The organism is Maridesulfovibrio bastinii DSM 16055, from assembly GCF_000429985.1.
GTDB lineage: Bacteria > Desulfobacterota > Desulfovibrionia > Desulfovibrionales > Desulfovibrionaceae > Maridesulfovibrio > Maridesulfovibrio bastinii.
The window spans coordinates 1-15,591 of sequence record NZ_AUCX01000006.1 but is presented as its reverse complement, the minus strand read 5'-3'; the positions used below and the strand labels follow the sequence as shown (position 1 = coordinate 15,591).

The following is a 15,591-nucleotide window of genomic DNA, read 5'->3' as shown; positions in this document are numbered from 1 at the left end:
CAGTCGGGATGGTCCTAAAATATCTGGAGAAACAATGCGTCTTTATAACACCCTCAAGCGTAAAAAAGAAGAATTCACTCCTTTAAACGACAACAAAGTCAATATGTATGTTTGCGGTATAACCGCTTATGATCTTTGCCATATCGGTCATGCCAGATCTTCTGTTGTGTTCGATGTTTTGGTTCGTTATCTGAAATTCAAGGGATATGACGTAACCTTTGTCCGCAATTTTACTGATGTTGATGATAAAATTATTAAACGCGCCAATGAATCCGGAATTGATTCTTCAGAACTTGCTGAAAAGTTTATTCAGGAATTTTACGTTGATATGGATAAGCTCAATGTGCTCAGAGCGGATATTGAACCTAAGTGTACTGAGCATATAACCGAAATGATCAAATTGACTGAGACTTTGATTGAAAAGGATCATGCTTATCCCACTGAATCCGGGGATGTCTATTTCAAGGTCCGTTCATTTGATAGTTACGGTAAACTTTCCAAGCGCAATATTGAAGATATGCGCTCCGGTGCTCGGATTGAACCGGGTGAAGAAAAACAGGATCCGCTTGATTTTGCCCTCTGGAAAGGAGCAAAACCCGGTGAACCTGCATGGGAAAGCCCCTGGGGTCTCGGACGTCCGGGATGGCACCTTGAGTGTTCAGCCATGAGTGAGAAATATCTGACTCTTCCTTTTGATATTCATGGCGGTGGACAGGATCTCAGTTTCCCGCATCATGAAAATGAAATTGCCCAGAGTGAAGCCGCAACAGGCAAAGAAATGGCCCGGTTCTGGGTCCATAACGGTTTTGTGCAGATTAATTCAGAAAAAATGTCCAAGTCTCTTGGAAACTTTTTTACAATCCGCGACATTACAGACAAATTTCTTTCTGAAACTCTGCGCTATTTTCTGCTTACAATGCATTATCGCAGCCCTCTTGATTTTTCCTTTGAAGCCCTTGAAGAAGCTGAGAAGGGAATCCGCAGGGTTTATAAAGCTATGTATCAGATGGAAGAAGCGCTTACAAAATCAAAATGGTCAAAAGCCGCTCTGCCTGAAGAAGTTACCGCTGAGCTGGATGAGCTTGAGAAAAACTGGGATGCTGCAATGGATGATGATATGAATACCGCTGCTGCTTTGGGTCAGGTCTTTAATGCCGTTCGTCTTGCCGGAAGAATTTCTGAGGAAAAATCGTGGAGAAAAAGTGAAGGCGGGCGTGACGCCTGGAAGCGTATTCTTGATGACCTGCGCAAATGGGGTTCTGTTCTCGGAATTTTTTGCGAGGAACCTGCAAAGTTTTTGTCAGAACTTAAGGAATGCATGCTCAAAAGGCGTGGTATTGATTCAGCTAAAGTGGAAGAACTTGTTGAGGCCCGTCAGGAAGCCCGTAAAAATAAAGATTTTGCCCGGTCTGATGAAATCAGAGATGAACTCGTTGCAATGGGCATCGAAGTAAATGACACCCCTCAGGGAGCTGTATGGGATGTTATTTAGTGCGCATATTGTGCCGAAAGCTGTGCTCATCTGCGAGCTGCTTTAAAATTCTTGCATGACGACAGCTTGTTAGCACATTGTTTTATTTAACTATCGGGAAACCGGGCTTTTTAGCCCGGTTTCTTTTTTTGGGAAAAAACTATAACTAATCGATTATTCTTAAATTAAAATATCCCGGTAGGAATATAGATGAAAAGCAGGTTGCGGATTGGTTTTAATTTTATAACCTTTGCCCTTGGCGTTGTCATAGTTGTTTCAATGTGGTTTGCCGCAAGCGAAACTGTGCATAAAGCTTCTTTTCATGTTGAACGCAAGCTTATGTCTATGAATCTTGACCGGGTGGAAGGAGTTATTCAAAGCCAGTTAACCCAAATCAGTTCACTTTGCAGAAATTGGTCAGCACTTGCAGGTTCTGAAATTTCTTTTTCAAAAGGAAAGCTTATACTGGCAGATCAGTTCAATGACGACTTGCTTAAAGATTTGAACATAGATTTTGTCCTTTTTGCGGATGAAGCAGGGGTGTTAAAAAGTTTTAACATCCACACTGAATATAAAACTGTCATCCGTGATTATTTTACTGCACGGGGTTCTATATTTTCATCCGTTAAAAAAGGTGGAAAAGAAGGTCTGGTTCGTATCGGGGATGCATTTTTTCTGATTTCAATTAATGCAGTAAAATTTACTTAAGGTAGTATTGACCGGTATATAGTTGTCGGACGCCGCTTAAGTCCTGAGCGGATCAAAAAGCTTGCAGTGCAGTTGAAAATTAATCTGAATGTAGTCCCGGCTTCAACCAATGATAATAAATTTTACGAAGACACTTTTAGTACAAATGAAAATTTAATTAGTGTCAGACGTCTTGAAAGGGGCATGGATGGCAGCCCGCTGTTCTTTTTCCTACTCAGGTCAGAGCGTGAAATTCTGAATATGGGAAAGAGTTTTGTAATCATTTATGTGATCTTTTTTATCCTCTCGGCCTTAATAACCTCTTTTTTGGGATATTATTTTGTAAAAAAAGACTGTCTGGACAGAATCAGATATCTAGTCGCCCAGCTTACGGATATACGCAGCAGTAAATCAGAGAAGACTCAGGTTGAGGTTAGCGGTGATGATGAATTGAACAAACTTGTCGAGGGCATAAATAATACTCTTGATACTCTCCAGAGTGAACGTGGCAAAGCTGAAACCGCCAATAAAGTTAAAAGTGAGTTCATCGCCAATATAAGTCATGAGATCAGAACCCCCTTGAATTCCATATTAGGAATGGTTGAACTGCTTGGGGAAACTAGACTTGATAAAGATCAGTCGGAATATGTAGAGATTGTCAATTCGGCAGGTAAAAATCTTCTCTCGGTTATTAATGATGTTCTTGAAATTTCAAAAATAGAGGCCGGGCATCTCAAAATTGAAAAGATAGAGTTTCTGCTCGGAGAAATGGTTGGCAGGGTTGTTTCCCTTTACTCTCTTGAAGCCGCCGGAAAAAATCTTTCTTTAACATGCAATATACCGGAAAATATCCCGGAAAGAGTCTCAGGAGATCCAACTAGACTCAGACAGGTTTTAGTCAATCTTATCAGCAATGCAATTAAATTTACTTCTGATGGCGGAGTAGAGGTTAGCCTCAGGCTGGATGAAAGCTGCTGCCCGCCTAAAATCTTTTTTTCTGTTTCAGATTCCGGGATCGGCATTGCAAGTGATAAACTTGATGATGTTTTTGCCAGCTTCTATCAGGCTGATTCTTCCACTTCCAGAAAATACGGCGGTACAGGACTGGGATTATCTATCTCACACAAGCTTATTACCATGATGGGTGGTCAAATAACTGTTGATAGCTGTCTTGGACGTGGAACCAGATTCACATTTTATGTGAGTCTCGGCATATCCTAATTTTATTATCAATTTATAAGATTAAAAAACAGTGATAGCATTGACACTGTCTATATCTATGCTTACCTCTTTAAAAGTGGCCATAAATTAAGAAATTAAAGAGGTCTGTAATGGGTAATTTATTAGGATTGATTCTGGTATTTGGAATTGTATTTGTCCTGTTGCGTTTTATTCTGCCAAAACTAGGAATACAGGGTTGAGGACCGTCAAACAGCTGCAGTTTGCAGCCTGAAAAAAAGAATAGAAAAGGTGCTAAAAGGAAATAGCCCCGCAGTTTAAATTTAGCTTAAAGAGCGTGGAAATTTTTTAGCACACTGAATTACCAATTCTTATATTTATCAAACTTGAAATCTTGAAGATTTTATCAGGCCGGAAACAGTAAAATCTGTTTCCGGTTTTTATTTTAAGCAAAGGTGGAGCGTATGATATCGGTCAGTTTGGTCATTCTGTGGTCATAGGTATGCTCAGCCATGATTCTTTTTCGGGCAGCAGTGATTACTTTTTTTCTAGCTTTGTCGTCTTTGAGATATTTTTGTACAAGATCAGGTATTTCTTCATTTGTTTTGTAGAGGACAATTTCTTTATCAGGGTCAAACATAGTGGATATCTGGTGCCGGTGATCGGTCAGCAGAAAACCGTTGCATGCCGGAACATCAAAGACTCTTTGATTCACGGCTCCTTTCATCTGCTGACTGGTGCAGTTGAAATTTATTTTTGAGCAGGGATAGAAATTTGGAAGATCTTCATAATACGAAAGTTCAGGATGGTATTTCCAGTTTGTTGAAGGGAGCAGGTCTTTCCAGCCTTCATCACCGGCTATCAGCGGATTGAATGGTAATATCTTGTTTACGCATGAGAGCCGGTATTCAAGGGTGGCCTGCCAGATAACCGCAGTTTCGTAGGCCAGCCGTTTTGCCGGAGAAGTTATCTTATCAAACTCCATAAAATGCTGCGGATAGCGCTCCTTTAAAAATTTCTCCACTGAGAAATCATCATGCGCACCGAATTGTGCCGCTATCTCCTTAAAGTCTTTTCTTAAAATCCCGGTAACCTTTGAAGCTGAAAAACGTCTGGCAGTTTTCGTTGTCATGGAATTGCCGACAAAAGATATGTCTGTCTGCCATTTATTTTTAGTGCAACCACCTGAAGGTTTGAATCTGTTCTGATCCGTTCCAAGGGGGAGATGAAAAATATTCTGGTATCCCATTGCGGACAGGCTTTCCATCCGGTCGGCATCCCATGTGAATAGTGCTGTGTTATTATTAACCTGCCGGGCATAAAGCGGAAGTATCAGGTGGGGATTATCAACAAACCATGAAGCCAGAGGAATTTTGTATTTTTGAAGGATGGTATTCAGATATCCTTCCTGGTCAACTCCAAGATGGTTGACTGTTAATACAAAATCAGGCCTGAATCCGCTAATGGCTTTAACAATCGTTTTTACAAAGTGTTCCAGCTCACTTTCCCGTGAATCCAGATTGATCATCTGAAAAGGAATTTCAAGACGGGTGCAGGCTGCTTCTATTTCACCCATTAAAAAATATTGGCTTGTCAGCAGTAGAATGCGTGGTTGTATACTTTTGAATCCAGCTCCGGAGTTTCTGCCTTGAGCTTCCGTTGAGAAATATTTTTCTATACCGCAATAATACTGAGGGTTCAGGCGCAGATAAAAAGGAATTTTTAAAAAATTTAAAGGCTGTCCATATTTTTCAGCGATGTCTGAAATTTTAGCTGCTGCTTCTTCCGGGGTGTCATCATCTATCCAATATAAGTTTTCCCGGTTATGGTATTTCTTTTTAATTTCAGTTGCAGCGAGGATATGTTTTTCCCGGTCAATAATAATGAGTGCTGAGCCGGATTTTTTAATAAGCTCTTCAACCGCAAAACCAAGACCGGAACCAAGCATAACAGTGATATGTTGTTCTTTATATCCGGCAGCCAGCTCAAGCTCTTTATTTTTGCCGAACCGACCCCATAAATGTTTGGTCTTAGCATCAACAGTGACACGGATGTCCTGTATTATTCCGTCAGTTTCAATTTTGGTGACAGCTGAAACCATGGGATCGTATGTTAAGTTGGCTACCATGAATCTCTGGCCGGTTTATGGAAATAAAATTCAACACGCCTGTTTTTTTCTCTATTGGCTTCGGAATTATTTTTAACCAGCGGTCTGGTATCAGCATAACCTACGGCTTTTAATCTTTTGGCATCAATACGCCCTTTTTGATGGATGTATTGCAGTGCCGCCGCAGCTCTTGCCGAAGAAAGTTCCCATTTTGTAGGAAATTTAATTGAGCGTGGCTCCACATCCGAGGTATGCCCCCGTACAACCAGATTATAGTTGTGGTCTTTGAGAATCGAGATAACCGAATCCAGAACTTTATGGGCTCCCGGTTTCAGGGTGCAGGTTCCCGGTATGAAAAGCTGTGCGCTGTCAGCCCGCATGACTACGCCGTCTTTCTCTGCGTCTACTCCAGTACTCATACGGGTGGCTTCTTTTTCATCCAGAACAGTTTTAATGCGCAGAATTAATCCTAACAGCCGCTTGTCATTACTATCCATTTTGACTTCTTTACGCTGAAGTTTTGAAGGGGTGAGCGCAAGATAGTCAGCGGCTTTACGCTGCACGGATACGCCGAAAGCATCCTGTAGCGAGCCTAAGAGTTCTTTAAATTTTTGAACATCATTTGAGGCGAATGAAAGCAGAAGCACAAAAAAGCAAAGCAGCAGGGTAACCATATCCGCAAATGTTGCCATCCACGGCGGCAGCCCTTCTTCTTCGGGTGGTTTGTCATTTTTAGGTTTGACAATAACAACCTTTGCCATGCTTCTACACCGTTCCTAGGATTCGTCACGCATTGCCGGAGAGAGGAAAGCCTGAAGCTTTTCTTTTACTATTGAGGGATGTTCACCTTTCTGGATGGCAACAACTCCTTCAACCATAATCTCCATGTAAAGAGCTTCTTCCATGGATCGTTCTTCAAGCTTTTTGGCAATTGGCAGGAACATGATGTTGGCGAGAACCGCTCCGTAAAATGTGGTCAGCAGTGCAACCGCCATTGCCGGGCCGATGGCATCCGGGTCACTCAGGTTGGAGAGCATGTTTACAAGACCTATAAGCGTTCCGATCATTCCGAAAGCCGGGGCCATGGTTCCCATGCCCTTAAAGACACCCTGTCCCTGAAAGTGCCTTTTTTTCATAAAATCTATTTCGATTTCCATTACCGAGCGGACCAGAACGTCATCTGATCCATCCGCAACGAGAATGATACCTTTTTTTAGAAAAGTATCATCAACAGTAGCTTTTTCTAGGGCTACAAGGCTTTCTTTTCTGGCTGTTTCTGCAAGGGCAACGATCTGATCGATAATGGCTTTAGGGTCTCTTGGTTTGGCAAAAAAAGCCTTCATTCCGACTTTTATGGCCCCGATAACCGTGGACATGGGGAACATGATGAAAACTGAAGCAAATGTTCCACCGAAAACAACAACAAGTGAAGGGGGGTCCACAAAGCCGGCCGCGTTTCCGCCCATTATAATGGTTGCGACAACAAGGCCGAATCCGCCAACAATTCCTATGAGGGTAGCGATATCCATATCAGTATTACTTCTATTTGTTGAAGGCTCCGAAGCCCACAATTATTTCGTTGTTTTTGTTGTAGAAATAAACGTCATGCATAGGCTCATCTACTCTATAGTAAGCCTGACCTATACTTATTTCAACGCCTACTTTTACTTCCCCTGCAACCATGACCCTGCAGTCATCCAATTTTTCAGGCTCCTGTAGAGTTTCCCAGATTTTTCTCTTTTTTTCATTGAGAAAATTTATTTTCATCTTAGCCCGACCCATTTTATCAGTATATTCAGATTTATGGGCTGGCCCGGTCTGGCTCTTTTTATCAAACTTTTTTATCTCTTCTTCAATTATAGATATTTGTCTGTCGATGTTATCTACTTTTAAAAGAAGCTTTGGGCTGTAGCCCAGAATAATTTGGGTAGGAGAACTTAGTCCGCCTCCGAGCTGTTCACCTATAAATGCATATTGACCGCAGTAACATGGCCCGCCTATCAGCCTTCCTTTTACGGCAAGTTTGCTTTCACAATAAATCTGGGTGTGCAGGCAGTTTGATTCAACGACAATATTCTGGTTGCTGACAAGGGTGGCTTTTTCGCAGAAGCTTGTTTTGATATCCTGTTCTGCGGAAATAACTCCCTTACCGCCGCCTTTTATTCCCGAATCACACTTAATGAATCCTCCGGCTTTGACATTGGCAGCTTCAATATGTCCTTTGACATTGATGTTGCGTGCTTTGACATCAAATCCTGATTTGATGGAGTTGTGGACGATCATGTCACCGACGAAAAAAATATTTCCGGTGGAGAAATCAACGTCACCGCGGACATTAAGTAATCTTTTGACTGTTATTCTGCCTTCGGGATTGTAAAAGACATACCCTGAGACCAGAGATATAAGCTGATCCTCGTTATGCGGATTCACCGCACAATTCGGCCCGACGGGGAATTCCTTTTCAGGGTAGAATTTTGTGTTAAGCTCACAGGAGCCTTCTTCATCATCAACCCACTGCGCAATGACCTGACCTTTAACAACATTCTGGACATAGCCCATGTTGTAATGGTCAACCCTTCCGTTATTTTCCTGGACCGGAACCATGTGAAAATGGTCGAAGTCCGGATTGAAGAAATGTTTCAGGCAGGGCATTTATTTTCTCCTGAAGCAGTTTATACAGAAATTTCCGATTCGTCGTTAATTATCGTGAAAAATGTTATCAGTCTAACCAGCTCTAAAGTTTTGCGCACCTGTTCACTCGGGCGCAGCAGATAGAATTTTTTACCTGAATCTTTCATTCTGGAATTAAGTGAAACCAGAAAGCCTATTCCGGTGCTGTCTATAAAGCGCACCTTGGATAAATCGCTCATAATCGCCAGAACACTGTCCGATGAACACTCCGCGTCAAGATGTCCTTTAATATTTTTAATTGATTCTATTGTCAGCTCTCCGGGGAAACTTACAGTAAGAATTCCTTCGGATATGCTTATGCTTTTTTTATCCATTTTTCACTCGATATATATTTGGTGAGACGAATTGTATTTTTAGGACCTTCTTTTAATACGTCAAAGGAATCCATCAGGATGGACATAATATATAGTCCTCTTCCTCCAACTGCTTCCGGGTCCGGCATTGAAAAATCAAGCTTGTCAGCTTCAAGACCTTTGCCCCAGTCGCTCACTTCGAAGATCACTTTTTCAGGAGGAATGACAATTATTTTTAGGCCCAGCCTGTTGCACGATTCGCAGACTTCATAGGCATGTCTGGCTACATTTGAACACGCTTCGGTTAAAACAAGATCTATATCATGAAGCTGTTCCTGATCAGAAACAAATTCTTCAAGGATGGAAATGGCTTTACGTGCAATCTCTCGGCTTTCTTCTGGTGTAGGAATCGCTTCCAGCTCGTATTGATGCATGAGGGCTCCATGGCCTTTCAGTTTAATGATACTTTTATGAATGCAATGTTTTATGATATCAGAAAAACACTATTTATAATTCCATCATACAAACATAATGTCCAATTAATACTGAATGACAGCTGTTTTTCAAGCCATGTCAGCTGAAATCTTCAGAATCAAGAATAATGGTAACAGGACCGTCGTTTGTAAAATCAAGCTTCATTGATGCTCCGAATATCCCGCATCCAACCTTGCCCGGAGCCTGTTTCTTCACATCTTCAACAAAAAGATCGTAGAGCTTTTCCGCTATGGCAGGTGGAGCTGCGGCAGAGAAAGAAGGTCTGCGTCCCTTGCGGCACGAAGCATAAAGTGTGAACTGCGATACAAGCATCAGGTCGCCAGCAATATCTTCAAGGCTGAGATTAAAGCGGCCCTGATCATCTTCAAAGATTCTTAAGCCCGTCAATTTGCCGATGAGTGTTTTCCAGGCTTTCGAACCTGCAAACTCAATTGTGTCATCCTTGCCGAATCCGATCAGAACCAGATGTCCTTTTCCGGTTTCGGAGACAGTTTCCCCGTTTACGGAAACTGTCGCATCTGTGACTCTCTGAATTACAAGCCGCATTTACAACTCGCTGTATGTAGCTGTGGAAGAGTCTGTTTCAGATACCGAGGCAGAAACCAGTTTTACATCCCTGCCAGCCAGCCTTTCTGCAAGACAGCTATATATATAGAAGGCAATATTTTCAGAGGAGGGGTTTCTCTTTACAAAGAATTCCAGCTCATTCAGATGCTTGTGATCAAGACCTTCGAGTACTTCATCTACTTCTTTTTTTAGTTCTTTGAAATCCATAAGAATTTCAACTTTGTCATCAAGTCTGTTTCCTTCCACCTCAACCTCAACTCCGAAATTGTGGCCGTGCATGTTCTCGCATTTGCCGCCGTAATTGCGAAGCTGGTGTGCTGCGCTGAAATCGCGTTTGACTTTTAGTCTCCATTTTCCCTTGCTCATTTATATTCTCCTGATTTGATAGTGGATTATTTTTTTAGTCTGTTAGGCGCTTAATGCTTTTTCGCATTCGCAGCTTTTACGCCATTCATTGAATTCTTTCCAGAAACCGGCATTGGGTTGAATATGGAATCCCGGTCCGAGGCGCAGAGAGCAGACGGAATCTTTCATAAAGACCTGTAGATTCACCGGAGCACTGCCACGATATCCTGAAAGAAGGGCTTTTAGTTCGTTAAGGTTTTCCTGAGAGCAGTGCGAACAGGTTATCTGCAATGGAACAGCTTCCTGACATACCTGCTGGGCGTCACAAAGCAAGGTGACTTCCTCAGCAAGAACTTTGGCCTGTTTGACTCCTTCATCTCCTTCCTGTTGATCGCGAAGATCAATTTTACCCTTGACCAGAAGGGGCTGGTCTTCACTTAGTTTTTCACAGGCAGTGGCGTATGTGTTCGGGAGCATGGTCAGTTCACCAGACCCGGTCATATCTTCCATGGAGCAGAAAGCCATTTTATCGCCTTTCTTGGTGATATATTCCTTGAAGGAAGGAACGATAATTCCAAGACGGACTTCTGTTCCGTTGGGAAGCTCCTTGCAGGCTTCAATAGTGGTGATATTCATCCTGTTCAGCTCATGTCTATAGGCCATCAGCGGATGGCTGCTCAGGAAAAAGCCCAGAACTTCTTTTTCTATTTTTAATTTTTCGTCATCATCCCATTCTTGGGCATTGATTTCCTGAATGACGATGCTTGCGCTTCCTGATGAATCACTGTCGGAATCGTTTCCGAGAATATCAAGCATATTGATCATGCCTGACTTTTTTTCTTTGGCTTTTTTCTGGCCGAAAGCGACGGCTTTATCCATGGCCGCGATAAGCCCGCATCTTGTGGCTCCGAGGCAATCCATGGCCCCGGCCTTGATCAGCGATTCAATACATCTTTTGGTAACCCGGCGCAGGTTAACTCTTGAGCAGAAATCAACAAGATCGGTGAAAAGTCCGTTTGCTTCACGTTCCCTTACGATCTCGTTGATCGCTTCTTCTCCGACGTTTTTAATTCCGCCCATACCATAAAGAATTTCGTTATTCATTACGGAGAATCTGGCCCGGCCGTGGTTTATATCCGGTTGTCTGACAGTAAGCTCCATATCACGGCAGGCGTTGATATACATAATGATCTTATCGGTATTGGTCATTTCTGTACTCATCAGTGCAGCCATGAATTCAACCGGGAAATGGGCTTTCAGGAAAGCTGTGTAATATGAGATAAGAGCATAAGCAGCAGAGTGCGATTTATTGAAACCGTATGCTGCGAATTGCTCCATCAGGTCGAAGATTGCATTTGCGGTTTTTTCATCAATATTGTTTTCTCTGGCACCATCAAGGAAGCGGACCCTGTGTTTTGCCATTTCTTCTGCGATTTTTTTACCCATAGCACGGCGGAGCAGGTCACCTTCACCCAGAGAGTAGTTGGCAATGGTCATTGCCGCGGCCATAACCTGCTCCTGATAAACGATAACTCCGTAGGTTGATTTCAGGCTTTCTTCCAGTCTCGGGTGCAGATAGGTGACCTCTATTTCACCATGCTTACGCTTAATAAATTCATCAACCATTCCTGAACCGAGAGGTCCGGGACGGTATAGGGCCAGCATCGCGATAAGGTCTTCAAAGCAGTTCGGTTTGAGCATTCGCAGATATTTGCGCATGCCCGATGATTCAACCTGAAAAACACCGTCAGTGTCTCCGCGTGAAAAAATATCAAAAGTTGCCGGGTCGTCCAGTGTCATTGCTTCCAGATCCGGGGCTTCCTTGCCCTGATCACGAATAATATCAAGGCAGTCCTCAATAACGGTCATGGTTCTCAGTCCGAGAAAGTCGAATTTAATCAGTCCTACTTTTTCGACTTTTTTCATATCGAACTGAGTTACAATTTCGCCCTTTTTCCCGCGATACAGAGGAAGGTAGTCTGTCATCGGTTTATCCGAGATAACAACACCTGCTGCATGGGTTGAAGCATGGCGTGAAAGACCTTCCAGACGCTTGGCAATATCAATCAGTTTTTCAATTTTGGGGTCCATGTCGACCATGCTCTGGAGCTCCGGCACAGCCTTGACCGCATTGGCGACAGTGATCTTTGCTTTTTTTTCGCCGAGCATCTTGGCCAGCAGAGCAGGGTCATCCGGGATAAGCTTGGCGATGCGGTCGGTTTCCGCAAAAGCCATGCCCATAGCTCTGCCCACGTCTTTAATAACCGCCTTGGCCTTCATGGTTCCGAAGGTGGTGATCTGCGAAACATGATCCCAGCCGTATTTTTCGGAGCAGTATTTAACTACTTCAAGACGACGGCGTTCGCAGAAGTCAACATCGATATCCGGCATGGAAACACGTTCCACGTTCAAAAATCTTTCAAAGAGAAGATCGTACGGCAGAGGATCAAGGTTTGTAATCCTCAGGGACCAGGCCACGATTGAACCCGCGGCTGATCCACGTCCGGGGCCTACAGGGATTCTGTTATCCTTTGCCCAGTTGATGAAGTCCTGAACTATGAGGAAGTAGGCCGGGAATCCCATTTCCTGAATAACCCCAAGCTCATACTCCAGTCTGTCCCAGTATTTTTTCTCATCAATTTCATACGGAACTTTTTCCAGCCTTTTTTTAAGACCCTCATGACAGAGTTTTACGAACTCGGTATCTATCGTCATACCTTCCGGGAGTTCGTATTCCGGGAAATAGTAATTTCCGAGTTCTATTTCCAGATTGCACATTTCAGCAATTTTCTGGGTGTTGGCTATGGCTTCAGGAACATGGGCGAAATATTTTTCAAAGTCTTCCTGCGGCTTGAAGTACAGTTCATCCGTCTCCATGCGCATTCTTTTCTCAGCATCCACTGTGGTCTGGGTCTGAATGCAGAGCAGTACGTCATGGGCTTCGTAATCTTCCTGAGTGAGATAATGGCAGTCGTTGGTGGCAACCAGAGGAAGTCCGGTGCGCTCAGAGCACTGGATCAGCAGATCGTTAGCCTGTTCCTGCTCTTTAACTCCGTTATGCTGAATTTCCAGATAGAAATTATCAGGGAAAATATCCGCATATTCTTTTGCCATTTCAACGCCGGCATCCAGACCTTCATTTCTTAGAGTCCTGCATACTTCACCGGCAAGGCATGCGGAAAGGCAGACCAGTCCTTCACTGTATTTATTCAGAAGATATTTGCTTACACGGGGTTTATAGTGAAAACCCTCAAGGTATCCGAGTGAAACAAGTTTAATCAGGTTTTTATAACCCTTCTGATTCTTTGCAAGCAGAATGAGGTGAAAGCGTTCTCTGCGGTCTTTGCGCTTGTGGGCTTCTTCGTCATCAACATCGCCCGGAGCCACATATACTTCGCATCCAATTATGGGTTTAATCCCCATTTCCATTGCAGTCATATAAAACAGAACTGCACCGAACATTGTTCCGTGGTCGGTTATAGCAACAGCCGGCATACCGAAATCCTTGGCCTGCTGGCAGAGGTCCTTGACGCGTATGGCTCCGTCCAGAAGGCTGTATTCCGTATGGACGTGCAGATGTACAAATTCAGACATATCTATTCCTGATGTGGATTTGTTGTTTTGACTTGATATTCAGAAAGGTAGTATTTGCTCTTTGGCTCAAGAGTCAACACCCGTATGGACCGAAATTTGAAATTAAGCGGCCCCATTTTTATAACCCTTTCCAAGGTAAGCATAAAATTAAATTGCTGGGGATTGAATGACATATATCTATATATATGAAAGATGGCCTGTTATCATTTTATTTATCTCCGGGTATATCCTTTTCAGGGTCGTGAATTCGATCGGAATACCGGAATATGTTTCCAAGAGGTCGCTGGCGTTTAGCGGGGGGCGTGTTCCCATGCTGCTGCTTTGTCTCATTGCGGTTTGCGCCGGGCTTTCAATGTTTATCCCCAATACGGTAACTGTGCTGGCAATGCTTCCGGTTATCCGTATGCTTAATACCGAGTATCCTGATCTAACCACTCCTTTAACTCTTTCAATAATATATGGCTCAAATATCGGTGGCATGGGGTCGCTTATCGGCAGCCCGGCCAATATGCTCCTGATAGGAGCCCTTGATTTTCTGAATGTTCCCGGAAGAATGCAGATAACTTTTTTCAACTGGCTGTTATGGGCTGTTCCTGTTGCTGCACTTTTTCTATTTGCCGCATGGGGGCTGGTTCTACTTTCAGTGCCGAAAGGAGTTAAGAAGCTTAGCGGCATATTTGCTGAGCCCGCAATGGTTAAGCCGGAACTGAAAGCAGGTGGTTGGATATTTTTAAGCTATATCCTGTTCTGGTCTTTGTCCTCAGTCGCCGCGGCTCTTAGCAGCGAATATAAAGGTCTAGAACCGGTTGTCTGCTCAATCTATTTTATCAGCTTTATCTACTTTGTTTTCATTCATAGGATTCAGCAATCAAGCGGTATTAAACCTGTCCTGTCATTCAGGGATATGCTTAAAGGCGTTCCGTCCGGTGGTATTAAAATACTGATACTCCTTGTGCTGGTTGCCGCCATAGTCAGGTTTACAGGTATAGGGAGCAGAGCTGTCGAGTTGCTAAGTAAGGTACTTGAAAATCATAGTGTAATGGGGACTCATGGTTATATCATATATATAAGCGTAGCCTTAAGTGTCATTTTTCTTACTGAGGCTTTCAGTAATACTCTGGTTTCAACAGCTTTCTTTCCGATAGTATATCTTGCCGCAGTTCATGCTGGTGTAGAGGCTCTGCCACTCATGATACTGGTTTCAATCTGTTCTACCTGTGCCTTCATGACTCCTATAGCGACACCTTGCAACAGTCTTGCTTTTGGTGAAATGCGCGGAACCTCTCTTAGAGTGATGCTCAGTCTGGGGTTGGTCCTTAATTTAGTGGGAGCCTTGTTGTTATCCCTATGGATGTATAAGGTGTATCCGCTTATAAGTAGTTAGAGCTTATTTAAAGTACTGTTAAATTCATAGCTGCCAATAATAATTCAAAAACGTATTGACGGAGAGGAGTAGTTTTTATAGAACCTGCTTCCCGGTTGTTGAGGGTCAGAAGCTGGCTCGCGGGCGACTGGGATTTTTTTTGTTTTAAAGCAAAAAAAACGGTTGACAGGAGATGGACGTTTCACTAGGTTTCATCCCCGCGCTGAGCGAAAGTAAGGCGCAGTGATCATTGAACTTTTTAGAATTTTAAGAGAGTAGAACGCATACTTTGATTAGTCCCTGCTGCCTGCTGAAGTGTTTCAACCGAACTGGTTGAATGCTTCAAAAAAAGTTTTAAAAAGTGATTGACACTCGGGGATGGATTCACTAGGTTTCATCTCCGCGCTGAACGAAAGTAAGGCAACGTGATCATTGAACTTTTTGATGTTTAAATCGATGCAAACGAGCTGGAATAAGTTTAAAAAGCATCGCTTGAATCAAGCGTCTATATAAATAGAGCTTGGGCAAAATAAAAATCAAAAAGTTGTTGACACTGGAAGGGGTTCCGAATAGGTTTTCTATCCGCGCCAAACGGAAGTAAGGTGCTAAGATCATTTAATATAGGACGAATTGAGGTTTAAAACGAATACAGCCCTGGCGGGTATGACGTTTAAGAGTAGCTTCGATTCGAACTGAAAAAAAAGATCTTAAAAAGTTGTTGACATCGGGTGCGGGTTCACTTAGATTCCCACACCGCACTGAGGAAACAAGGTGCTGAGATGATTGAAAATTTGAGGTA

General features: G+C 43.1%; 13 protein-coding genes. 4 read left to right on the top strand and 9 right to left on the bottom strand.

Annotation, left to right across the window (positions count from 1 at the left end):
• The first annotated feature begins 34 nt into the window (after positions 1-34).
• From cysS to G496_RS18440, 3 genes are all read left to right on the top strand, one after another.
• A complete protein-coding gene (gene cysS / locus G496_RS0101150) occupies positions 35-1,492 on the top strand; it encodes a cysteine--tRNA ligase (RefSeq protein ID WP_027177653.1) in 1,458 nt (485 codons plus the stop codon).
• A gap of 189 nt (positions 1,493-1,681) precedes the next feature.
• A complete protein-coding gene (locus G496_RS0101145; RefSeq protein WP_027177652.1) occupies positions 1,682-2,179 on the top strand; it encodes a hypothetical protein in 498 nt (165 codons plus the stop codon).
• Between the two features lie 72 nt (positions 2,180-2,251).
• On the top strand, positions 2,252-3,379 hold the full coding sequence (locus G496_RS18440; RefSeq protein ID WP_051294749.1) for a sensor histidine kinase: 1,128 nt from the start codon (positions 2,252-2,254) through the stop codon (positions 3,377-3,379).
• Positions 3,380-3,782: 403 nt separating this feature from the next.
• On the opposite strand, the gene G496_RS0101135 is transcribed toward G496_RS18440, so the two are convergent.
• From G496_RS0101135 to dnaE, 9 genes are all read right to left on the bottom strand, one after another.
• Entirely contained in the window at positions 3,783-5,465 is a 1,683-nt protein-coding gene (locus G496_RS0101135; RefSeq protein WP_245577841.1) for a CgeB family protein, read from the bottom strand.
• Positions 5,459-6,205 (bottom strand): flagellar motor protein MotB, encoded by a 747-nt coding sequence (locus tag G496_RS0101130; RefSeq protein ID WP_027177650.1) that lies wholly within the window; start codon positions 6,203-6,205, stop codon positions 5,459-5,461. Before G496_RS0101130 ends, G496_RS0101135 begins: the two co-directional genes overlap by 7 nt.
• Positions 6,206-6,220: 15 nt before the next feature.
• Complete coding sequence (locus G496_RS0101125) at positions 6,221-6,973, bottom strand: motility protein A (RefSeq protein ID WP_027177649.1); 753 nt, start codon at positions 6,971-6,973, stop codon at positions 6,221-6,223.
• Positions 6,974-6,986: 13 nt separating this feature from the next.
• Positions 6,987-8,096, bottom strand: a complete 1,110-nt coding sequence (locus G496_RS0101120) for a FapA family protein (protein ID WP_027177648.1) — start codon at positions 8,094-8,096, stop codon at positions 6,987-6,989.
• A 20-nt stretch (positions 8,097-8,116) separates the two neighbouring features.
• On the bottom strand, positions 8,117-8,449 hold the full coding sequence (locus tag G496_RS0101115; RefSeq protein ID WP_027177647.1) for an STAS domain-containing protein: 333 nt from the start codon (positions 8,447-8,449) through the stop codon (positions 8,117-8,119).
• The gene (locus G496_RS0101110; protein ID WP_027177646.1) at positions 8,431-8,862 is read right to left on the bottom strand and encodes an ATP-binding protein; all 432 of its coding nucleotides are present in this window, start codon (positions 8,860-8,862) and stop codon (positions 8,431-8,433) included. The genes G496_RS0101115 and G496_RS0101110 overlap by 19 nt, the downstream gene beginning before the upstream one ends.
• A 139-nt stretch (positions 8,863-9,001) precedes the next feature.
• The gene (gene dtd, locus G496_RS0101100) at positions 9,002-9,469 is read right to left on the bottom strand and encodes a D-aminoacyl-tRNA deacylase (protein ID WP_027177645.1); all 468 of its coding nucleotides are present in this window, start codon (positions 9,467-9,469) and stop codon (positions 9,002-9,004) included.
• Positions 9,470-9,856, bottom strand: coding sequence for a 6-carboxytetrahydropterin synthase QueD (gene queD / locus G496_RS0101095; protein ID WP_027177644.1), 387 nt, complete (start codon positions 9,854-9,856; stop codon positions 9,470-9,472). It abuts the gene before it with no gap.
• 42 nt (positions 9,857-9,898) lie between these two features.
• Positions 9,899-13,429, bottom strand: a complete 3,531-nt coding sequence (gene dnaE / locus G496_RS0101090) for a DNA polymerase III subunit alpha (protein ID WP_027177643.1) — start codon at positions 13,427-13,429, stop codon at positions 9,899-9,901.
• A 166-nt stretch (positions 13,430-13,595) separates the two neighbouring features.
• Between dnaE and G496_RS0101085 the strand changes: the two genes are divergently transcribed.
• Entirely contained in the window at positions 13,596-14,813 is a 1,218-nt protein-coding gene (locus tag G496_RS0101085) for an SLC13 family permease (protein ID WP_027177642.1), read from the top strand.
• Positions 14,814-15,591 lie beyond the last annotated feature (778 nt).

Coding starts and splice junctions, on each gene's coding strand:
- dnaE (WP_027177643.1), bottom strand. CDS start 13,429: ATGTCTGAATTTGTACATCTGCACGTCCATACGGAATACAGCCTTCTG.
- G496_RS0101135 (WP_245577841.1), bottom strand. CDS start 5,465: ATGGTAGCCAACTTAACATACGATCCCATGGTTTCAGCTGTCACCAAA.
- G496_RS0101130 (WP_027177650.1), bottom strand. CDS start 6,205: ATGGCAAAGGTTGTTATTGTCAAACCTAAAAATGACAAACCACCCGAA.
- G496_RS0101115 (WP_027177647.1), bottom strand. CDS start 8,449: ATGGATAAAAAAAGCATAAGCATATCCGAAGGAATTCTTACTGTAAGT.
- G496_RS0101110 (WP_027177646.1), bottom strand. CDS start 8,862: ATGCATCAATACGAGCTGGAAGCGATTCCTACACCAGAAGAAAGCCGA.
- dtd (WP_027177645.1), bottom strand. CDS start 9,469: ATGCGGCTTGTAATTCAGAGAGTCACAGATGCGACAGTTTCCGTAAAC.
- G496_RS0101085 (WP_027177642.1), top strand. CDS start 13,596: ATGACATATATCTATATATATGAAAGATGGCCTGTTATCATTTTATTT.
- G496_RS0101120 (WP_027177648.1), bottom strand. CDS start 8,096: ATGCCCTGCCTGAAACATTTCTTCAATCCGGACTTCGACCATTTTCAC.
- G496_RS0101145 (WP_027177652.1), top strand. CDS start 1,682: ATGAAAAGCAGGTTGCGGATTGGTTTTAATTTTATAACCTTTGCCCTT.
- cysS (WP_027177653.1), top strand. CDS start 35: ATGCGTCTTTATAACACCCTCAAGCGTAAAAAAGAAGAATTCACTCCT.
- G496_RS0101125 (WP_027177649.1), bottom strand. CDS start 6,973: ATGGATATCGCTACCCTCATAGGAATTGTTGGCGGATTCGGCCTTGTT.
- queD (WP_027177644.1), bottom strand. CDS start 9,856: ATGAGCAAGGGAAAATGGAGACTAAAAGTCAAACGCGATTTCAGCGCA.